Source organism: Micromonospora psammae (assembly GCF_036902725.1).
GTDB lineage: Bacteria > Actinomycetota > Actinomycetes > Mycobacteriales > Micromonosporaceae > Micromonospora.
In genome coordinates, this window is sequence record NZ_JBAKHM010000002.1 from 162,217 (window position 1) to 180,744 (window position 18,528).

At 73.6% G+C, this 18,528-nt stretch carries 17 protein-coding genes and 2 tRNA genes; 10 read left to right on the top strand and 9 right to left on the bottom strand.

The genetic code is table 11. The features are described from left to right. Positions 1–13: 13 nt before the first annotated feature. Together V6U79_RS04030 and V6U79_RS04035 are read right to left on the bottom strand one after the other, a co-directional pair. Positions 14–508: a DinB family protein gene (locus V6U79_RS04030; protein ID WP_334524149.1), complete on the bottom strand. Its 495-nt coding sequence runs from the start codon at positions 506–508 to the stop codon at positions 14–16. A gap of 206 nt (positions 509–714) precedes the next feature. Next, on the bottom strand, positions 715–1,065 hold the full coding sequence (locus tag V6U79_RS04035) for a DoxX family protein (RefSeq protein WP_334613531.1): 351 nt from the start codon (positions 1,063–1,065) through the stop codon (positions 715–717). A gap of 380 nt (positions 1,066–1,445) precedes the next feature. Between V6U79_RS04035 and V6U79_RS04040 the strand changes: the two genes are divergently transcribed. The 4 genes from V6U79_RS04040 to V6U79_RS04055 all read left to right on the top strand — a co-directional run bounded on the left by V6U79_RS04040 (position 1,446) and on the right by V6U79_RS04055 (position 4,186). Further along, a tRNA-Glu gene (locus V6U79_RS04040) sits at positions 1,446–1,518 on the top strand. Between the two features lie 10 nt (positions 1,519–1,528). Then, positions 1,529–1,603: transfer RNA gene (locus tag V6U79_RS04045), tRNA-Arg, on the top strand. A gap of 25 nt (positions 1,604–1,628) precedes the next feature. Further along, positions 1,629–2,999, top strand: coding sequence for an SDR family oxidoreductase (locus tag V6U79_RS04050; RefSeq protein WP_334524155.1), 1,371 nt, complete (start codon positions 1,629–1,631; stop codon positions 2,997–2,999). Between the two features lie 47 nt (positions 3,000–3,046). Continuing rightward, complete coding sequence (locus V6U79_RS04055; RefSeq protein WP_334613532.1) at positions 3,047–4,186, top strand: MFS transporter; 1,140 nt, start codon at positions 3,047–3,049, stop codon at positions 4,184–4,186. 22 nt (positions 4,187–4,208) lie between these two features. On the opposite strand, the gene V6U79_RS04060 is transcribed toward V6U79_RS04055, so the two are convergent. Continuing rightward, positions 4,209–5,435: a PucR family transcriptional regulator gene (locus tag V6U79_RS04060; protein ID WP_334613533.1), complete on the bottom strand. Its 1,227-nt coding sequence runs from the start codon at positions 5,433–5,435 to the stop codon at positions 4,209–4,211. Positions 5,436–5,518: 83 nt separating this feature from the next. Between V6U79_RS04060 and V6U79_RS04065 the strand changes: the two genes are divergently transcribed. The 3 genes from V6U79_RS04065 to V6U79_RS04075 all read left to right on the top strand — a co-directional run bounded on the left by V6U79_RS04065 (position 5,519) and on the right by V6U79_RS04075 (position 9,196). Further along, the gene (locus V6U79_RS04065) at positions 5,519–6,610 is read left to right on the top strand and encodes a ferredoxin reductase (RefSeq protein ID WP_334613535.1); all 1,092 of its coding nucleotides are present in this window, start codon (positions 5,519–5,521) and stop codon (positions 6,608–6,610) included. A 14-nt stretch (positions 6,611–6,624) separates the two neighbouring features. Continuing rightward, positions 6,625–7,773, top strand: coding sequence for a fatty acid desaturase family protein (locus tag V6U79_RS04070; protein WP_334613536.1), 1,149 nt, complete (start codon positions 6,625–6,627; stop codon positions 7,771–7,773). Between the two features lie 250 nt (positions 7,774–8,023). Beyond that, complete coding sequence (locus V6U79_RS04075; protein ID WP_334613538.1) at positions 8,024–9,196, top strand: alanine--tRNA ligase-related protein; 1,173 nt, start codon at positions 8,024–8,026, stop codon at positions 9,194–9,196. 112 nt (positions 9,197–9,308) lie between these two features. Here V6U79_RS04075 and V6U79_RS04080 read toward each other — a convergent pair whose 3' ends face one another. From V6U79_RS04080 to V6U79_RS04100, 5 genes are read right to left on the bottom strand one after another with little or no spacing between them, the layout of a single operon-like run. Further along, entirely contained in the window at positions 9,309–9,923 is a 615-nt protein-coding gene (locus V6U79_RS04080) for a phosphatase PAP2 family protein (protein WP_334524173.1), read from the bottom strand. After that, complete coding sequence (locus tag V6U79_RS04085; protein WP_334613539.1) at positions 9,910–11,208, bottom strand: MAB_1171c family putative transporter; 1,299 nt, start codon at positions 11,206–11,208, stop codon at positions 9,910–9,912. Before V6U79_RS04085 ends, V6U79_RS04080 begins: the two co-directional genes overlap by 14 nt. After that, positions 11,205–11,744, bottom strand: coding sequence for a M78 family metallopeptidase domain-containing protein (locus V6U79_RS04090; protein WP_334524178.1), 540 nt, complete (start codon positions 11,742–11,744; stop codon positions 11,205–11,207). Before V6U79_RS04090 ends, V6U79_RS04085 begins: the two co-directional genes overlap by 4 nt. Beyond that, positions 11,741–12,271 carry a hypothetical protein gene (locus V6U79_RS04095; RefSeq protein WP_334613540.1) on the bottom strand — a complete coding sequence of 177 codons (531 nt, stop codon included), beginning with the start codon at positions 12,269–12,271 and terminating at the stop codon, positions 11,741–11,743. The genes V6U79_RS04090 and V6U79_RS04095 overlap by 4 nt, the downstream gene beginning before the upstream one ends. Next, positions 12,268–12,708: a hypothetical protein gene (locus V6U79_RS04100; RefSeq protein ID WP_334524183.1), complete on the bottom strand. Its 441-nt coding sequence runs from the start codon at positions 12,706–12,708 to the stop codon at positions 12,268–12,270. Before V6U79_RS04100 ends, V6U79_RS04095 begins: the two co-directional genes overlap by 4 nt. Positions 12,709–13,083: 375 nt before the next feature. Between V6U79_RS04100 and V6U79_RS04105 the strand changes: the two genes are divergently transcribed. From V6U79_RS04105 to V6U79_RS04115, 3 genes are read left to right on the top strand one after another with little or no spacing between them, the layout of a single operon-like run. Beyond that, positions 13,084–14,586: an ATP-binding protein gene (locus V6U79_RS04105; RefSeq protein WP_334613541.1), complete on the top strand. Its 1,503-nt coding sequence runs from the start codon at positions 13,084–13,086 to the stop codon at positions 14,584–14,586. 21 nt (positions 14,587–14,607) lie between these two features. Continuing rightward, a complete protein-coding gene (locus V6U79_RS04110) occupies positions 14,608–16,416 on the top strand; it encodes an acyl-CoA dehydrogenase (protein WP_334613542.1) in 1,809 nt (602 codons plus the stop codon). A gap of 47 nt (positions 16,417–16,463) precedes the next feature. After that, entirely contained in the window at positions 16,464–16,814 is a 351-nt protein-coding gene (locus V6U79_RS04115; RefSeq protein WP_334524189.1) for a hypothetical protein, read from the top strand. Positions 16,815–16,820: 6 nt separating this feature from the next. On the opposite strand, the gene V6U79_RS04120 is transcribed toward V6U79_RS04115, so the two are convergent. Then, positions 16,821–18,500: a long-chain-fatty-acid--CoA ligase gene (locus V6U79_RS04120; RefSeq protein WP_334613543.1), complete on the bottom strand. Its 1,680-nt coding sequence runs from the start codon at positions 18,498–18,500 to the stop codon at positions 16,821–16,823. Between the last annotated feature and the right edge of the window lie 28 nt (positions 18,501–18,528).

Consider the following 18,528-nt stretch of genomic DNA (forward strand, 5'->3'; position numbering starts at 1 on the left):
CCGTGTCGCGACCTCACCGGCCGGTGGCGCCGTCGAGGATCTCCCGCAGGATGTCGGCGTGACCGGCATGGCGGACGGTCTCGCTCGTCATGTGGGCGAGCACCCAGCGAAGCGTACGAGGCGCGTCACCGACCGGCTGCGCGGTGAGGACGTCCGGGCCAGCGGCTGCCATGATGCGCGCGTCGCTCTCGGCGATCGCAGCCTGATAGCCGGCGATGAGCTGATCTGAGGAACGGTCCGGCTCGACGACCATGTCGAAGTCGACGTCGGCGTAGCGCGGGTCGCCGGCGAACGTGTAGCCGAACCAGTACCGCTCGGCGTCGGTCAGGTGCTGGACCAGGCCCAGCAGTGTGGTGTCGGAGACGACCAGGCGGCGCCGCAGCTGTTCCTCGCTCAAGCCCGCGACCTTCTTCAGCACGCATGATCGAGCGAAGGACAGGAAGGCGAGGGCGGTGTCGAGCTCGCCAGCGTCGTTGCGCGGCACCGCTTCGCGTTGGGACTCAAGCATGTCCCGACCTTACGTGTCCGTCATCGGGGGAGGCGGGCGCGGACGTGGCCCGAGCGGTTCCGACCAGACGCCCGCACATCGTCATAGATGGATCTGCCTGCCTCACCGTTGAGCCGTCAACGCACGGCCACCGGCAGATTTTCGCGGGCGAAGGCCGCGCCACCCTCCGCGGCCACCGACGTTCGTGCCCTTGGCGTCCCCACCGATCACCAGTGGTAGGTGAGGTTCACGGTCAGTGCGGCCACCGCAGTGGAGAAGAACACGGCCCATCCCAGGAGCTGGCGGGAACCGACGCGCAGGTGCGCGACGAGCGCGCCGAGGAAGTACAGCACGAGGCCGGCGGCGGCGAGGGTGCCCAGCAGCGGCACGGCGAACCCGGCCAGCAGCCCCGACGAACCCGCGGCCAGCACCATGCCCAGTACCGGTAACCACGACCGTGGCACGCGCTTCATGTCCGCCTGGGCCTTCGGATAATCGTGGCCGATCAGGTAGGTGACGGCGGCGATGCCGGTGAAGACCGACGCGAGGATGGTGACCGTGACGTAAGCGGCGAACATGGGCTCTCCTTCGTGGTTGCTGCAAGGACGAGCCAGCGCTGCGGGTTGTGACTGCTGCTCGACGGGTATCGCGAGCACCCTCGACACCTCGGTGGATCGACCCCGCGCAGCCTCTCCACGAGGTAGGTCGCGTGGTCAGGGCGGCGGGGCCGGCTCGTCATCCATCAGGCACATGGCCCTCGGCCTGGCTCACCGCGAAGTGGCCCGCCATGTTCTCCGGCGAGCGGCGCGCCGCCGGCGGCGACCGGTTCGGCCGCGACGACCAGAAAGACGATGTGCGGGGCAACCATCGGTGGTGGCCGGCGAACCGGGGACATCGGTCCCGGCGGATCGGGGTCGCACCAAAGTGTTGATCAGAGTCGCTAGGATGCCACGCGATGGGACCCGTAGCGCAGAGGTAGTCGCGCCGCCTTCTCAGGGCGGAGGATGCCGGTTCGAGTCCGGCCGGGTCCCATCCTGCCGGGTGGTCGGTAGCGCAGAGGTCGACGCGCCGCACTGCGAATGCGGAGGACGCCGGTTCGAATCCGGCCCGTCCACGTCCGGTGGCGAAGGGTGGGGGGACGATGAACGGCGACGAGGTCGAGGCGGCGCTGCGGGTCCTCGGCGAGATCCGCGCGCTGCCCGTCGACGACCCGGTTCGCCAACGGGTGCAGCGCGCGGTGGACGGGCTGCTCAAGGATGCCCAGCGACAGCGGCGCGCCAACCGTCGTCGGCAGGCCGCCGCCGACGACCGGGCGGTCGTCGCGGGTGCGGCCACCGCCGCTGTGGACCGCGCCGAAGGGATGCCAATCTCGCCGCCGACCGGTGGGCCGACCGATGTGGATGGTGCCGGCCGGACTCGGCGGGAGCGCCGTTGCTACGCCTGCCGCAGCCGGTTCCGTACGGTCGACGGCTTCTACCATGCGCTCTGCCCCGCCTGCGCCGACCTGCATCGGCACCACCGGGGCGCCCGCACCGACCTGACCGGTCGGCGAGCGGTGGTGACCGGCGGCCGCGTGAAGATCGGCTATCAGGTGGCCTTGAAGTTGCTGCGGGACGGCGCCGCCGTCACGGTGGTGACCCGGTTTCCGGCGGACGCCGCCCGCCGGTACGCGCGGGAGCCGGACGCGGCCACGTGGCTGCCGTCGCTGCGGGTCATCGGCGCGGACCTACGGGACCCGCGCCAGGTGCTGGACCTGGCGGACCGGCTGGCCGAGGGCGGGCGCCGGCTGGACATCCTGGTCAACAACGCGGCCCAGACGGTGCGGCGGCCGATGTGGGCGTACCAGCCGTTGGTGGCGGCGGAGCTGCTGGCTGCCCGCGAGGGGACGGCCGTCGAATCGGTGGCCGGGCACCGGCCCGGTGCCGCGCCACCCGAGTGGAGCGCGCGCCTCGCCGCCGTCGCCGACGCGCCCGGACGGGAGCTGGCGTCCATCACCGACGCCACCGGCGCGTTGGTCGTCCCCGGCAACGCGAACTCCTGGACCGCCCGGATCGGCGAGGTCGACCCGGTCGAGCTGCTGGAGGTGCAGCTCGTCAACGTGGTGGCACCGTTCCTGCTCATCGACCGGCTCCGCCCGGCGCTGACCGCACCGGCTGCCGGCAACCGGTACGTGGTGAACGTGACCGGCAGGGAGGGCTGGTTCGGCGGCGGCGGCGACGGACCCGATCGGCACCCGCACACCTCGGTCAGCAAGGCGGCGCTGAACATGTTGACGCGCGTCGGCGCGGCCGACCTCGCCCGGCACCGCGTCTACATGTGCGGTGTCGACACCGGCTGGATCACGGACGAGAACCCGCCCGCGATCAAGGCGCATCGGGCCGCCACCGGCTGGCGGCCGCCGCTGGACGTGATCGACGCGGCGGCGCGGATCTACCACCCGATCATCCGCGGCGAAGGCGGCGCGCCGCTGCACGGGGTGCTGCTCAAGAACTACGCCCCAGTCCCGTGGTAGGCACGCCATCGACGGCGCATCAGCGGACCGTGGTCCGGCGGGCGGTGGTGTCCCTGGCGGTACAGTTCTTCGCCAACGGATTCGTCTACGCCACGCTGGTGGCGCGCCTGCCCGCCATCCGGGACCGGGTGGGCATCTCCGTCGGGCTGCTGGGCCTGGTGCTCACGATCGGCAGCCTGTCGGCGCTGCTCAGCAGCTTCTTCACCGGTCCGGTCATCCGTCGGTTCGGCAGCAGACGCGTCGTCGTCGGCGGCGGCCTGCTGTACGTCGCCGCGCTGCCGTGCATCGGGTTCTCGACGACGCCGGTCATGCTCATCGCGGCCTTGGTAGGTCTGATGTTCTTCGACGTGTTCATCGACACCGCCATGAACCTGCAGGGTTCGGTGGTCAGCGCCCGGCGGCACCATCCGGTCATGAGCCGGCTGCACGGACTGTGGAGCCTGGGCACCGTGCTGGGGGCGTTGGTCGCCGCACAGCTCGCGGGCTTCGCGGTGCCGGTTCCGCTCCACTACACCGCCGTGGCGGCGGCGCTCGCCGGCGCCCTGCTCGTCGTGATGCCCGGCCTGCTGCCCGTGGACGAACCTCATCCCCGGCAGGCGCGACGCGAACGCCGGTCCGGGCGGTGGCGGGTGCCCCGGTCCGCCCTCGCCCTGGGCCTCGCCAGCGCCCTGGCCGTGACGGTCGACGTGGCCACCGGCGAGTGGGCCGCCTTCCGGCTCTCCGACGACCTGGGCGCCTCGGCCGGTGTGGCGGCGGCGGCCTTCGCCGCGTACACGGTGGGCATGACCGCCGGGAGGTTCGGCGGCGACGCCGCCGCCGCCCGAATGGGTGGTGCCGTCCTGGTACGGATCGGTGCCGCGGTCGCCGCGTGCGGCCTGGCCACGGCCGCGCTGATCCCCGACCGCCATGCGGCGCTCGTCGGGTTCCTGCTGGTCGGCCTGGGCACGTCGGTCTTCTCGCCGCAGCTGGCCGACGCCGCTGCCCGGGCACCGGGCCCGCCCGGGTCGGGATTCACCGTGCTCTTCGTCGGCCACCGCACCGCGGCCCTGCTGGTGCCGGCCCTCATCGGAACAGCCGCGAACACCTCGACGCTGAACGTCGGCGCGGCCATGGCCCTGGTCGGGCTGCCCGCAGTGATCGGACTGATGCTGGTGGCCGGCACGACGATCCGAGGAAGGACCGCCTGACGGCGATGCTAGCCCCGCTGGCTCACTCCGGCTGCTCCGGCAGGAAGGCCAGCGCCATGGTCAGGTCCAGCACCGTGGCCGGGTCGTTCAGCCGGTCGCCGTACAGCTCGCGCAGCCGTCCCATCCGGTAGCGGACGGTCTGCGGATGCACGAACAGCTCCGCGGCCACCTCGTCGCGCCGCCCCTGGTGCAGCAGCCAGGAGCGCAGCGTCTCGGCGAGCCGCGCGGCGGTGGCCGCCGGCAACGTCGACAGCGGTCGCAGGACCTGGGCGCGCAGGTCCGCCAGGGCCTCCGGGTCGGTGCTGAGCACCAGCCGGGCCAGGTGCTCCTCGGTGTCCAGCGGCGCCCCGTCCTCCGGCAGGCGCAGCCCCAGCGCCAACGTGCGCAGCACCCGCTGGTACGACTGGGCGACCTGGGGCCACGGCCGGGCCGGCCCGAGGACCGCGCGGTGCCCGTGCAGGGCGCCGGCGAGCTGCCGGCGGCGACGGTCGTGCGCGTCTGGGACGAGCAGCACCGCCGCGTCCTCGGCCAGCTCCACCCCGGGCAGGTCCTCGCCGCTCTCCAGGGTGTGCCGGCTGAGCAGGGCCAGTACGCCGCGCAGGTTGCTGCGGGGCAGCACCGCCACGGTCAGGGTGCGCGGTGGGGGCCACTCCGCCCGTTCGGCACTGCGGCGCAGCACCTCCTCCGGCTCCCCGGCGAGCAGTTGCTGGACGAGCCGTTCCAGGTCGCGGCGGCGGACCCGGCCGGCGCTGGCCAGCTCGTCGGAGTGCCCGGCCACGCTGGCCGCGGAGAGTTCGTCGATGTAGGCGAACATCAGCTCGGCGAACTCGGCGACGGTCTCCGCGGAGAGCCCGTTCTGCACGGTGGTGGCGGAGACCTCGCGCCAGGACACCCGCGCTCCCACCCGGTACGCGGCCAGCAGCGCGTCCATGCTGCGCCCGGACCGGGCCTCGCCGCTGCCCAGGGCGTACGCGGCCTCCAGTGCCCGGCTCAGCGGGGTGCTCGGGTCGGCGGTCTCGGCCCGCTCCAGGAGCTGGAGGAAGGTGCCGAGGGCGATCCGGACCGCGTTCTCGATCTTGTCGCGCATCTGGCCGGTCAGGGTGCCGGAGTAGTCGGGCACCTCGCCGGTGATCGCGGTGACGGTCCGCTCGGCGACCTGGGGCAGCCGCGCGCGCAGCTGCTCGGCCACCCGTTCGTCGAGTCTCAGCGGCGCGGCGCGGTGGCTCGTACCCCCGATTGGCTCGATCATGCTGTTCTCCCCGCACAAAAAACGGTGTGGAATTCACCTTCGCCGGTCAAGATGTTATGCGAAGGAGCGAGCACCCTGGTGGTATGACCACCACTGTCCCTCGCCCTCCGGCGAAGGTCTCCGTCCGGGACCGGCTGCTCCGGCTCGCCGAGACGGTCACCACCCCGCTGCTGCCCGAGGACTATCTCGACCTGGTCGCGCCGCTGCGCGCCGGCGCCGCCCTGCGCGGCCGGATCGTCGCGGTGGACGCCGAGACCCGGGACGCGGCGACCCTCACCATCCAGCCCGGCCGCGGCTGGCGCGGCCACACCCCGGGCCAGTACGTCCGCCTCGGCGTCGACGTCGACGGGGTCCGGCAGTGGCGGGCGTACTCTCTCACCTCGGCACCGGGCCGCGCCGGCGGCCGGATCTCGGTCACCGTGAAGGCGATCCCGGACGGCAAGGTCAGCAACCACCTGGTCCGCCGGGTACGGCCCGGCACCATCGTCCAGCTCGACCAGGCGCAGGGCGACTTCGTCCTGCCCGACCCGGCCCCGGCCCGCGTCCTGTTCCTCACCGCCGGCAGCGGCATCACCCCGGTCATGGGGATGCTGCGCGCCGGCGCGTGCGCCGGCGCGGACGTCGTGGTGGTGCACTCCGCACCCACCCCGGACGGCGTGGTGTTCGGCGCCGAGCTGCGGGAACTCGCCCGGCGGGGCGCGATCCGGCTGGTGGAGCGGCACACCGACACCGAGGGCGTGCTCGGCGTCGACCAGCTCGCCGTGCTGGTCCCCGACCACCTGGAGCGCCAGACCTGGGCCTGCGGGCCGATCGGCATGCTGGACGCCGTCGAGGAGCACTGGGCGGCGGCGGACGCCGCGGACCGGCTGCACACCGAACGGTTCCGGCCCACCGTGATCTCGCCGGGGGAGGGCGGCACCGTCACCTTCACCCGGTCCGGTCTCAGCATGCGGGCCGACGGCGCCACCCCCATCCTGGAGGCCGGGGAGGCGGCCGGCGCGCTGATGCCGTCGGGCTGCCGGATGGGCATCTGCTACGGCTGCGTGCTGCCGCTGCGCCAGGGCGCCGTCCGCGACCTGCGCACCGGGGAGACCACCACCGCCGTCCCGGGCGACGGCGTACTCATCCAGACCTGCGTGTCGGCGGCGGCCGGTACCTGCGACATCGATCTGTAGACAGGAGGCCGGACGTGACCGTGATCCAGAAGAAGTCCGACAACCCGATCGCCCACCTCAGCGCCGAGGACATCGAGAGCCTCGGCAAGGAGCTCGACGCCATTCGGGACCGGGTGATCGCCGAGCGCGGTGAGGATGACGCCCGGTACATCCGGAAGGTCATCAAGACCCAGCGGACGCTGGAGCTGAGCAGCCGCGCGGTGCTGCTCTTCTCGCTCTTCCCGCCGGCCTGGCTGGTCGGCACCGCCGGCCTGTCGATCGCCAAGATCCTCGAGAACATGGAGATCGGCCACAACATCCTGCACGGCCAGTACGACTTCATGCGCGACCCGAAGATCCACTCCACCACCTGGGAGTGGGACCACGTCTCCCCGGCCGACCAGTGGAAGCACTCGCACAACCAGCTGCACCACACGTACACCAACGTGATCGGCAAGGACAACGATCTCGGGTACGGCATCATGCGCGTCGACGAGGACCAGAAGTGGCACCCGATGCACCTCGGCCAGCCGCTGTGGAACCTGATCAACGCCTGCTTCTTCGAGTACGGCATCGCCGCGTACGACCTGGAGCTGGGCCGCAACCTGCAGAAGGGCCGGCACAAGAGCCCCGAGTTCCGGGCCCGGGCCCGCGCCGTCGGCCGCAAGATCCGCCGACAGGTGCTCAAGGACTACGTCGTGCACCCGCTGCTCTCCGGCCCCTCCTTCCTCAGCACCCTCGCCGCCACCTTCACCGCGAACCTGGTCCGCAACCTGTGGAGCCACTCGGTGATCATGTGCGGGCACTTCCCGAATGGCGTGGAGACCTTCGAGAAGAAGTCCATCGAGGGCGAGACCCGCGGCGAGTGGTACCTGCGGCAGATGCTCGGCTCGGCCAACATCAGCGGCAGCCGGCTGATGCACATCATGACCGGCAACCTGTCGTTCCAGATCGAGCACCACCTCTTCCCCGACCTGCCCAGCAAGCGCTACCAGGAGATCGCCCCGCAGGTGCGGGCGCTGTTCGACCGGTACGGGCTGAAGTACACCACCGGCCCGCTGCCCAAGCAGGTCGCCTCCGCCTGGTGGAAGGTCATCCGGCTCTCGCTGCCCAACCGGAAGTCGGCCCGGCCCACGCCGGCCGACGAGCTTTCCACCCGTACCCTCGCTCCCTCCGCGGCCTGACCGACGACGGCGCCGCCGCCCCACGCGAAAAGCGGTGGGCGGCGGCGCCGTCGCGCGCTACGGTCGGGGGCATGCAGACCAGGCGCAGCACCGTTGCCGCCGCGCGAGCTTCCCGCTCGCCGGCCGCCGCCGCCTGATCGACCCACACCCCGCCGGCGACCGGAAACGGTCCGCCGGCTTCTTCGTGTCACGGCACGCGTCTCCCCGCGGCGGACCGTCTCCGGTCGCACCGACCCGGAAGGCCACCGCCATGGAACCCGACCAGATCGTCCGCACCTTCGTCGAGCACTACCGCCGCCGCGACCACCGGTACGCGCCGGAGAGCTCGCTGGTCCGGCCGCCCGACGACCCGGTGCTCTTCACCACCTCCGGGATGCACCCGCTGACCCCCTACCTGGCGGGCCGGCCCCACCCGTCCGGGCGGCGGCTGGTCAACGTGCAACGCTGCCTGCGCACCACCGACCTGGACGAGGTCGGCGACCGCACCCACCTGACCGTCTTCGACATGCTGGGGTCGTGGTCGCTGGGCGACTACGACATCGCGGAGAGCCTGAACTGGGGATACGAGCTGCTCCGCGACGGCTTCGGCGTCGACCCCGGCCGGCTGCACGCGACGGTCTTCGGCGGCGACGACCAGGTCGGACCGGACGAGACCGCGTGGCGGACCTGGACCGCGCTCGGGGTGCCGGTCGAGCTGAACCGCGAGGAGAACTGGTGGTCCAACGGGCCGACCGGGCCCTGCGGACCGGACTCGGAGATCTTCGTCTGGACGGGGGAGGGGCCACCCACCGGCACGCCCGGCACCGACGGCCGGTGGCTGGAGGTCTGGAACCACGTGCGGATGCGCTACCACCGCCACGACGACGGCCGGCTCACCCCGCTGCCGCAGCCCGGCATCGACACCGGGATGGGCCTGGAACGGCTGGAGATGGTGCTGCGTGGCGGCCGGTCCGTCTTCGAAGGCGAGGGCCTGGCGTCCTGGGTGGACGACGTGGGCGGGCTCTGGCCGCTGGACGGGACGCCGCTGCGCCGGGTCTGCGACCACCTCCGGTCCGCGGTGGTCGTCATCGGCGACGGGGTACGACCGTCGAACACCGGGCGCGGCTACGTGCTGCGCCGGCTGGTCCGCCGGGCGCTCACCGAACTCTGGCGCGACGATCCCGCGCGCAGCCTCTCCGCGCTGCCCGACGAGCCGTACGCGGACACGGTCCGCCGGTTCCGGCAGCACAGCGACGTCGACGTGCTGCGCCGCACGATCGCGGACGAGGAGCACCGGTTCCGTGGCCTGCTCCGCCGGGGCCGCCCGGTGGTGGACCGGCTCCGGTCCCGGGGGCCGTTGACCGGGGAGGACTACCGGTGGCTGCACGACACCCACGGGCTGCCCCGCGACCTCGTCGACGGCCCGCTGGCGGAGCGGGGGTGAGCCGCGGGCCGGCCGAGCCGACCGGCTCGGCCGGCCCGGGCGGTCCAGCCAGTCATGTCGACACCTCCGACGGCCGCAAGTCTGTCTCGCGCCAGGATCGGCAGGGCACGGCTCAGACCAGCAGCAAATACGTGGGCACCGCCACCAGCACCCCGGCGACGGCCCCGGCGAGCACCTGGCCGGTGCTGTGGTCGCCCAGCCGTACCCGGGACCAGCCGATCAGCGCCACCAGTCCGAAGGCCGGCAGCAGGGCCGGGCCGAAGAGGACCACCAGCACGGCGGTGGCCCCGGCCGAGACGGCGGCGTGCGCGCTGAGCTTCCAGATCTGGTTGACCGCGGTGACCACGAGCAGCACCGCGAACATCACCACCACCATCGCCACCAGTGGCCGGGGCGCCCCGAGCAGCACCAGCGCGGCGAGACCCGCCAGCACCGACAGCAGCCCGCCGATCAGCGGGCCACGCCGCTGTTCGCGTACCCCGATGTGGTGGTCGGTGAGCCGCCCGCGCCGCACCCCCCACCAGATGATCCCGTACGGCACGGCGGCGCTGAACAGCAGCGCCAGCAGCCCCCAGCCGAGGCCGGCCGCCCAGCGCGGCGCGGTGGCGTGCACCGCGACGACCAGCGGCATCATCGCCGCCCACACCGCCGGCGCGAACACCTCGGTCACCGTCCGCGCCACACTCGGGGTCGCCGGCGCGACCGCCTCGGTATCACCGGACACCATGCTGTTCCTCCACGTTCCGCTCTTCCGTCACGTCCCGCCCCGCGATCCCCTCGGGCGACGACGCGCGCGCCCGCTGCCGGGTGACCTGCCGGTGGGCGCGGGCCACCGCGATGAGCCAGGCGACCTGCCCGGCGGCCTCCTCACCGGAACCGTCGGCGGGGCCGGCGGGCAGGTCGGGCAGTTCGTCGTGGTCCCCCGTCGGGGGCGCCCCGGCGGCGCGTGCGTCCAAAGCGGCGGCCAGCACCGTCGCCTCCACCGTGGCGGCCAGTCGGTCACCGGTCAACCCGGCCCGCCGGCCGGCGTCGCGCGCCGCGGTGAGGACCGCGGCCGACATCCAGGGACGCAGGGTGGCGTACCCGTCGAGGATCTCCACGGTGGCCCGGACGCGGCGCAGGTACGGATCGCGCAGCACCGCCACCAGCCCGGCGAGGCCGCGTGGCTCGGGCAGTAGGGCGATCTCCGGCAGCACCCGGTGCACGGCGACCTGCAACGGGCGCAGCCGGTGGTGGTCGGCGACCGCCCGGGCCCGACCCCAGACCCGGTCCAGCCGCAGCAGCGGCCCCCACGAGGGCAACGTCGACCCGATCAGGATCAGCAGGATGGAGACGGTGAAGGTGAACACCACCACCGCGTCGGAGATCAGCCCGGAGTCGGGCCAGAGCGCGCCGGCGGCGATCGCGGCCAGCTTCGCCACCACGTAGAGCAGGCCCCAGGCGGCGCCGGCCATGATCATCCGCAGACCGGCCCGGAGCAGCGGCCGGCCGGCCTCCCGGGCGTAACGGCCGGCCAGCACCGCCACCTGCGTCACCGACCAGCCGAGATGGCCGAGATAGACGAAGAGGAACGGGGCGTCGAACGGTTCGCCGTAGTAGCGGCCGCTGACCACCCGCGGGTCGTCCAGGTCGGCCCCGGCCGGGGTCAGCGCGAAGAGCACCGCGATGGCGGCGACGCACACCGTCAGCGCGACCGTCCGCCGGCGCATCTGCCGCCGGACGCGCTCGTCGTTTCCGGTCATGTGCAGCAGGAACGCCTGCGCGGCGGTGGCGGAGACCAGGGTCAGGCAGTTGGCGAGCGCCCGACCCAGGTCCAGCACCCCGATCGCCCGGTCCAGAGCCGGCATGAACGGCTGGATGGTCAGCGACACTGTGACGCCGACCAGCGCCAGGCACAGCGCGCGCAGCGGCCGGTAGTGCGGTGCCCGGGCCAGGTCGCGCAGCTTGTAGAGGCTCATCAGCCAGCAGACCAGCGTCACGCCGATCATCAGGTTGCGGACGATGCTGATCATCGGTGGCGGCGTCGTTCGAGGGTGGCGGCGAGACGGGCGGCGATCGCGGGGTCGCCGGTGTCGCTGACCGGGATCTCCGACCAGCCCTCCGCCCGCTGCACGGCGAGGGTGCCGAACAGCTCCGCCCGCCGCTCCTGCGGCAGCGCGTACGAGCTGCGGGCCAGCCCGGTCGGGGTGGGGCCGCCGGTCAGCGCGGTGGCCACCTGTTCCAGCTCCGACGGCGCGGAGGCGTCGTCGAAGAGGGCGTGCCCGTACTCGTGGCCGATGATGAGGCGCTGCCGCACCGGGCTGGCGTTGGCGGCGTAGAAGATGTAGTCGGCGAACTCACCGGCCACCCAGAGCCCGTGCGGGGCCAGGGCCGGCAGGTCCCGCGGGATCAGGTGCACCGGCCGGCCCCGGCGACGCTCGACCCGCTCGTGCAGTTGGGCGAAGGTGAAGGCCTCCGGCAGGCCCAGCGCGTCCAGGGCCTGCTCGGACTGCAGGCGCAGCTGCCGCAGCTGATCGTCGCCGCCGGCCGGTCGTCGTCGGCCGATCATCGGGCCGACGCCGGACGGGAGGCCGGCAGCCCGCGCGCGGCGAGCGACTGGACGCGGGTGGCGAAGAGCTCGGCCTGGCGTTCCTGCTCGACCGTGCAGGTCAGCCGGGTGAGCTGGCCGCGCAGCCGGTCGAGCGTCCCGGGGCCGAGGAAGTCGGCGAGCGGGCCGGCCACCGTGGGCAGCCCCTGGTGGCCCAGCAGCATGTGGCCGACGCCGTGCAGGACGAGGTGGTCGCGGTGCGCACCGGACCGGGTGCGGCCCACCACGATGTGGTCGGCGTCCGCGCCCCGGCACCAGATCGCGCGTGGCTCCGGCAGTCGGGTCGGCGCGACGGTGACCACCAGCCGGCGTCCGCGCGAGCGGGCCAGCTGCGCCACGAACCGGCGCAGGTCGAACGGGCGCGGCAGGGCGATCCCGTCCAGCAGGTGGTCGTGCGCGTCGGCCCGGCCCGCCGGGTCCGGCGGCAGCCACCAGCGGCGCAGCCGCGCGCAGGCGCCGGTGACCGGCCGGTCCGCGACGACGCTCACCGGTGCTCCACCCGGCGGCGGGCCCGGGCGGCGGCCTCCAGGCGCTCCACCTGCTCGATCATCGCCACCACGGCGGCGTGCCCCTCGGGGGAGAGCCGGGCGTCGGCCAGCCGCATCGCCACCTGCTTGATGTGCGGATTGGCCAGGGCGTGCGCCAGGTCCCGCCCACCCTCGGCGTCGTCCTGGCCGGAGGCGAAGTAGCTGGACGGCTGGCCGAAGAACGCGGCGATGGCGTCCACCACGGACTGTCTGGGGTCCGGCGCCCGCCCCTGACGCAGGTTGCTCAGGTGGGTGTGCGAGATGCGACAGCCACGCCGGGTCAACTCCTGGGCGACGTGGCGGACGCTGTAGGGCCGTCCCCGCCCGTCGGTGACGGTGCGGAACAGCTGGTCGAGACGGGCGGCGAAGGAGTCGGGCGGAACGCTCGCCTGAGGCATGGACTCCTCCGCAGATGGTTGGCCGTGACCGGCGTCCAGCGGTGCGACCGTTTGTTGACGCCGCTACCGCGAGTATGTATAGCATTACGAGCCCTGGCATTGGGAGTGGACACTCCAGTCCACATGTGGCATCGCCGAATGCCAGGTGGTGTCCTCGGAAGGTTCGACGGGAGTGCGCAGCGATGCGCCATCGGGGGTCCGTCGGAATCGCGGCGAGGACGCGTACGGGCCGGCGCGAGCCGACCCGCTGGGGGTGCGGCACGCCGACCGATCGGCGTGCCGCACCCCTTTTCCGCAGCTCGCGGGCGCTGGCAGCGGGCGCGTACGGGTGTCAGACTTGCCACCGGGCACCGAAGCGGCGAGGGACGTGGGCGCATGACGGGACACGGGAACGCACTCCGGCCGGACACCGACACCGCGGACCTCCTCGGTGCCCGGGTCACCCTGGTCGACCCGGCCGGGCTGCTGGCGGCCGCCGCCGCCGGACCGGTGGAGCTGCTGGCCGGCGCGGCCTTCCCCACGCCGGTACGCCGGGTCCGCTTCACCGTCCGCACCGAGACCCGCGACGGTCGGGCGGTGCACCGCTTCGACGCGTGCCTGCGGGCCGGGCTGCCCAGCACCGCCGTCGGGTTGCTCGCCCTCGGCCTCGGCGGGCCGGCCGGGCTGCTGCTGGCCCACCGGCTCGCCGCCGGTGACCCGGTGGCCGGCCGGGTGGTCGCCGGCGTCGGACGGGTCGCCACCGAGGCGTCCCGACGGCTCGGGCTGCGCCCGTCCGGCACCCCGCCGGCCGAGCCGCCCCGGGACGCGGCCGGCGCGGCGGCGCTGCACGCCGCGGAGGCGCTGGGGCTGCACCCCCGCATCGAGCACGAGGCCACCTCCGGCGGTCGGACGGCCACCGTACGCGGGGTCGTGTCCAGTGCGGACGTCACGCCGGCACACCTGCGGGCGATGGTCGCGGTCGTCCTGCAGGCCGTCCGCGAGCTGGCCGGCGACACCCCCGAACCCCGGGTGCTGGCCGGGCGGGCGTACACCGTGGGGCGTCGGCCGGAGACGGTCGCGCCGCCGCCGGTCGCCGCGGCGGTGACCCTCGACCAGGTCGGGGGCCTCGACGAGGTGGTGGCCCGGTTCCGGGAGATCGCGGTGTCGTTCCGGCACCCGCAGGTGATGGCCCGCTGGGGCGCCCGCCGCCCGCAGGGCATCCTGATGTACGGCCCGCCGGGCACCGGCAAGACCATGCTCGCCCGGGCCCTGGCCAACGAGATCGGCGCCGACTTCCGGGAGATCCGCACCCCGGAGATCCTCGACAAGTACCTCGGCGGCTCCGAACGCAACATCAAGCAGATCTTCCGCGAGGCCCGGGGCTACCGGCGGCCCACCGTCATGCTCTTCGACGAGTTCGACAGCATCATCAGCTACGTCGGCGCCGGCGGGGACGCCGCCAGCCAGGCGGTCAACGCCGTCGCCGGCATCTTCAAGCAGGAGATGAACACCCTCATCGAGGCCAACCCGGACGTCATCGTGGTGGCCACCACCAACTTCCCGCAGCGGGTCGACGCCTCACTGACCCGGTCCGGGCGCTTCGACGTCAAGCTGGCCATCCCGCTGCCCGACGAGACCGGACGCGCCGAGATCATCACCAAGATGGTCCGTGAGCTGATCGACCGGCACGAGCGGCCCGGCTTCCGGATGTTCGCCGACGACGTCGACCCGGGTGGTCTGGCCGCCCTGACCCCGGGGCTGTCCGGCGCGGACATCCGTGAGGTGCTGCGCCGGGTGCAACTCGCCAAGGCGATGCGCGAGGCGTCGGAGGGTGCGCCGGCCGGCCCGATCAGCCAGGATGACCTCCGGGAGGCCGTCGCCGGGCTGCGCCGCGGCTGACGGCCCGTCGGAAGGAGACCCGTGTCGCCCACCCTGCTGTCCCGCCGTGACCTGAAGTTCCTGCTCTACGAGTGGCTGGACGCGCCCCGGCTGACCGAACGATCCCGCTACGCCGAGCACTCCCGGGAAACCTTCGACGACGTGCTCGACCTCGCCGAGCGGGTCGCGACCGACCACTTCGCCCCGCACAACCGGGCCGCCGACACCAGCGAGCCCACCGTCTCCGGCGGCCGGGTACGGATGATTCCGCAGGTCAAGGCCGCGCTGGACGTCTTCGCCGACACCGGGCTGCTCGCCGCCAGCCTGGACGCCTCCGTCGGCGGGATGCAGCTGCCGCACGTCGTCTCCGCCGCCGCCTTCGCCCACTTCCAGGCGGCCAACGTCGGGACGTCGGCGTACCCGTTCCTCACCCTCGGCAACGCCAACCTGCTGCTCGCCCACGGCAGCGCCGCGCAGATCGACACCTTCGTCCGGCCCATGGTGCAGGGCCGGTTCTTCGGCACGATGTGCCTGTCCGAGCCGCAGGCCGGCAGCTCGCTGGCCGACATCACCACCCGGGCCGAGCCGCAGGACGACGGGACCTACCGGCTCTTCGGCACCAAGATGTGGATCTCCGGTGGGGACCACGAGCTGGCCGAGAACATCGTCCACCTGGTGCTGGCCCGGATCCCCGACGGCCCCGCCGGAGTGAAGGGCATCTCGCTGTTCATCGTGCCGAAGCTGCTGGTCGAGGCCGACGGCGCGCTCGGCGCCCGCAACGACGTCGTGCTGGTCGGCCTCAACCACAAGATGGGCTACCGGGGCACCACCAACACCCTGCTCAACTTCGGCGAGGGGGTGCACCGGCCGGACGGCCGGGCCGGCGCGGTCGGCTACCTGGTGGGCGAGCCGCACCAGGGGCTGGCGCAGATGTTCCACATGATGAACGAGGCGCGCATCGGCGTGGGGGCCGGCGCCACCGCGCTCGGTTACACCGGCTACCTGAAGTCCCTGGCGTACGCGCGGCAGCGCCCGCAGGGCCGGCCGGTCGCCGACAAGGACCCGACGGCGCCGCAGGTGCCGATCGTGACCCACCCCGACGTACGCCGGATGCTGTTGGCCCAGAAGAGCTACGTGGAAGGCGCCCTGGCCCTGGTGCTCTACTGCGGACGCCTCCTCGACGAGGAGCGGACCGCCCCGGACCCGGCGGACCGGGAACGGGCGCACCTGCTGCTGGACATGCTCACCCCGATCGCGAAGAGCTGGCCGTCGCAGTGGTGTCTGGCCGCCAACGACCTGGCCATCCAGGTGCACGGCGGCTACGGCTACACCCGCGACTACGACGTCGAGCAGCACTGGCGGGACAACCGGCTCAACCCCATCCACGAGGGCACCCACGGCATCCAGGCGCTCGACCTGCTGGGCCGCAAGGTCACCATGAGCGGCGGGGCCGGGCTGGCGCTGCTGTTGGAGACGATCGGCGCGACGGTCAGCCGCGGCTGGAAGGCCGACGGCGAAGCCGCCGCGCTGGCCGCGCAGCTGCGCGGGGCGACGGACCGGATCGCCGCCACCACCCGCCGGCTCTGGGCCACCGGCGACCCGTCGCTGGCCCTGGCCAACGCCAGCGCCTACCTGGAGGCGGTCGGCCACGTGGTGATCGCCTGGATGTGGCTGGAGCAGCTGCTGGTCGTCGAGGCGGCGACCGGTGACGCCGACGCCGCCTTCTACGCCGGCAAGCGGCAGGCCGCGCGCTACTTCTTCCGGTACGAGCTGCCGCGCACCACGGCGTGGTTCGACCTGCTGGACAGCCTGGACCGGACCACCCTGGAGATGCGCGACGACTGGTTCTGAGCAGCGTGGGCCGAGCCGGTTGCGCCGGCCACCTATCGTTGTCGGGCATGGAAGCGGGCGAAGCGGCGCACCCGGTCGCCGACGAGCGGCTGGCGACGTTGCGCCGGTGGTGGCGGTTGCCGGCCCCGGTCCGCCGGGAGGTCGTCACGCTGAGCCGGGCCCGGCGGCACCACCCGGACGACGAGGTCGCCTGGGTCGCGTGGCGGTGGGCGCAGGTGGTGCTGCCGCCGGGCGCCCCGGAACCGGGTCGGGCCCGCAACGTCGCCAGCGCGTTCGGCTTCTGGATCGCGCTGCTGGTCGGGCTCCTGGGCGACGACCCGACGGACCCGCCCGCGCCGCACTGGCTGGACCGCCGTCGGGCCCGGCGGCTCCTGCGGGTGGGACCCCCGGTCCGCTGACGACGCTCAGCCCTCGGCGAGCAGCCGGTCGCGGACCTGGCGACGCAGCACCTTCCCGATCGGCGAGCGGGGCAGTTCGTCGACCACGACCACCCGCCGCGGCACCTTGTAGCCGGTGAGGTGGTGGCGGCAGCTGCTCCGGATGTCGTCGGGCTCGGCGTCGGCCCCTTCGTCCAGCTCGACCGCGGCGACGACGTCCTCACCGCCGTGCTCGCCGGGCAGACCGACCGCGGCGGCCTCCCGCACCCCGGGGACCCGGCGCAGCGCCTCCTCCACCTCCGACGGGTAGACGTTGAACCCGCCGGCGATGATCATCTCCTTGATCCGGTCGACCACGGTGACGAAACCGTCGGAGTCCATCACCACCACGTCCCCGCTGCGCACCCAGCCGTCCGGCAGCAGGGTCGCCGCGGTCTCCTTCGGACGGTTCCAGTAACCGGAGAAGACCTGCGGCCCCCGCACCAGCAACTCGCCGGGCTCACCCGTCGGGCGGACCCGGGCCGGGTCCTCGGGGTCGACGACCCGGACCTCGGTGGAGGGGAAGGGCAGCCCGACCGTGCCCGGCCGGCGGGCGGGAGAGATCGGGTTGGCGAGCGCCACCGGGGAGGTCTCGGTCATGCCGTACCCCTCGACCAGCAGGCCGCCGGTGACCGACTCCCACAGCTCGACCGTGGCCGGCGGCAGGGCCATCGCGCCGGACAGGGCGTACCGGATGGGGCTGAGGTCCACGCCGCGTTCGCGGGCGGCGGTGGCGAGCTTCTCGTAGATGGGTGGCACCGCCGGCAGGAACGTCGGCGGGCGGCGGCCGATCGCGGCGAGGACCTTGTCGAGGTCGAACTTGGGGAAGAGCACCAGGGTGGCGCCGACGCTCACCGAGAAGGTCAGGCAGAGCGTCAGGCCGTAGGCGTGGAACAGCGGCAGGACGGCGTAGAAGGTCTCCTCGCCGTCGCGCAGCCAGGGCACCCAGGCGCGACCCTGCGCGGCGTTGGCCCGCAGGTTGCGGTGGGTCAGGATCGCGCCCTTCGGGGCGCCGGTGGTGCCGCCGGTGTACTGCAGCAGCGCGGTGTCGTCCGGGCCGGGCGCCGGGTGGTCGGCGGCGAGCGGGCCGGCCGCCAGCAGCGAGTCCCAGCTCATCGCCCCCGGTGCCGGTCCGGTCATCGCCGCGCGGTGGGCGCGCGCCTTCGGCGTGGGCAGCCGCAGCGCCCAGCGCTTGAGCCGGGGCAGCGCCCGGGTGAGGTCCACCGCCACCACGGTCTCCACCGCGCCGGCCTCCCGGACCTGCGACGCCATCTTGTCCCACGCCACCGCCAGCCGGGCGCCGTGGTCGGTGAGCTGGCGGGAGAGCTCGTCCGGGGTGTAGCGCGGGTTGTGCTCGACCACCACCGCGCCGAGGCGCAGCGCGGCGTAGAAGGCGACCACGTGCTGCGGGCAGTTCGGCAGCACCAGCGCCACCCGCTCGCCCGCGCCCACGCCGAGGCGGCGCAGCCCCTCCGCCACCCGCGCCACCTGGGCGTCCAGTTCGGCGTACGTGGTGGTCGCGCCGAAGAAGTCCAGCGCGACCCGGGGGCCGAACCGGCGGGCCGCCTCGCGGAGCAGGTCGACCAGCGAGTCGTCGGGGACGGTGATGGTGGCCGGCACGTCCGGCGGGTAGCTGCGCAGCCAGGGCCGCTCGGCGGTCAGGTCCATCGGGTCCCTCCTCGCTGGTCACGCTGGC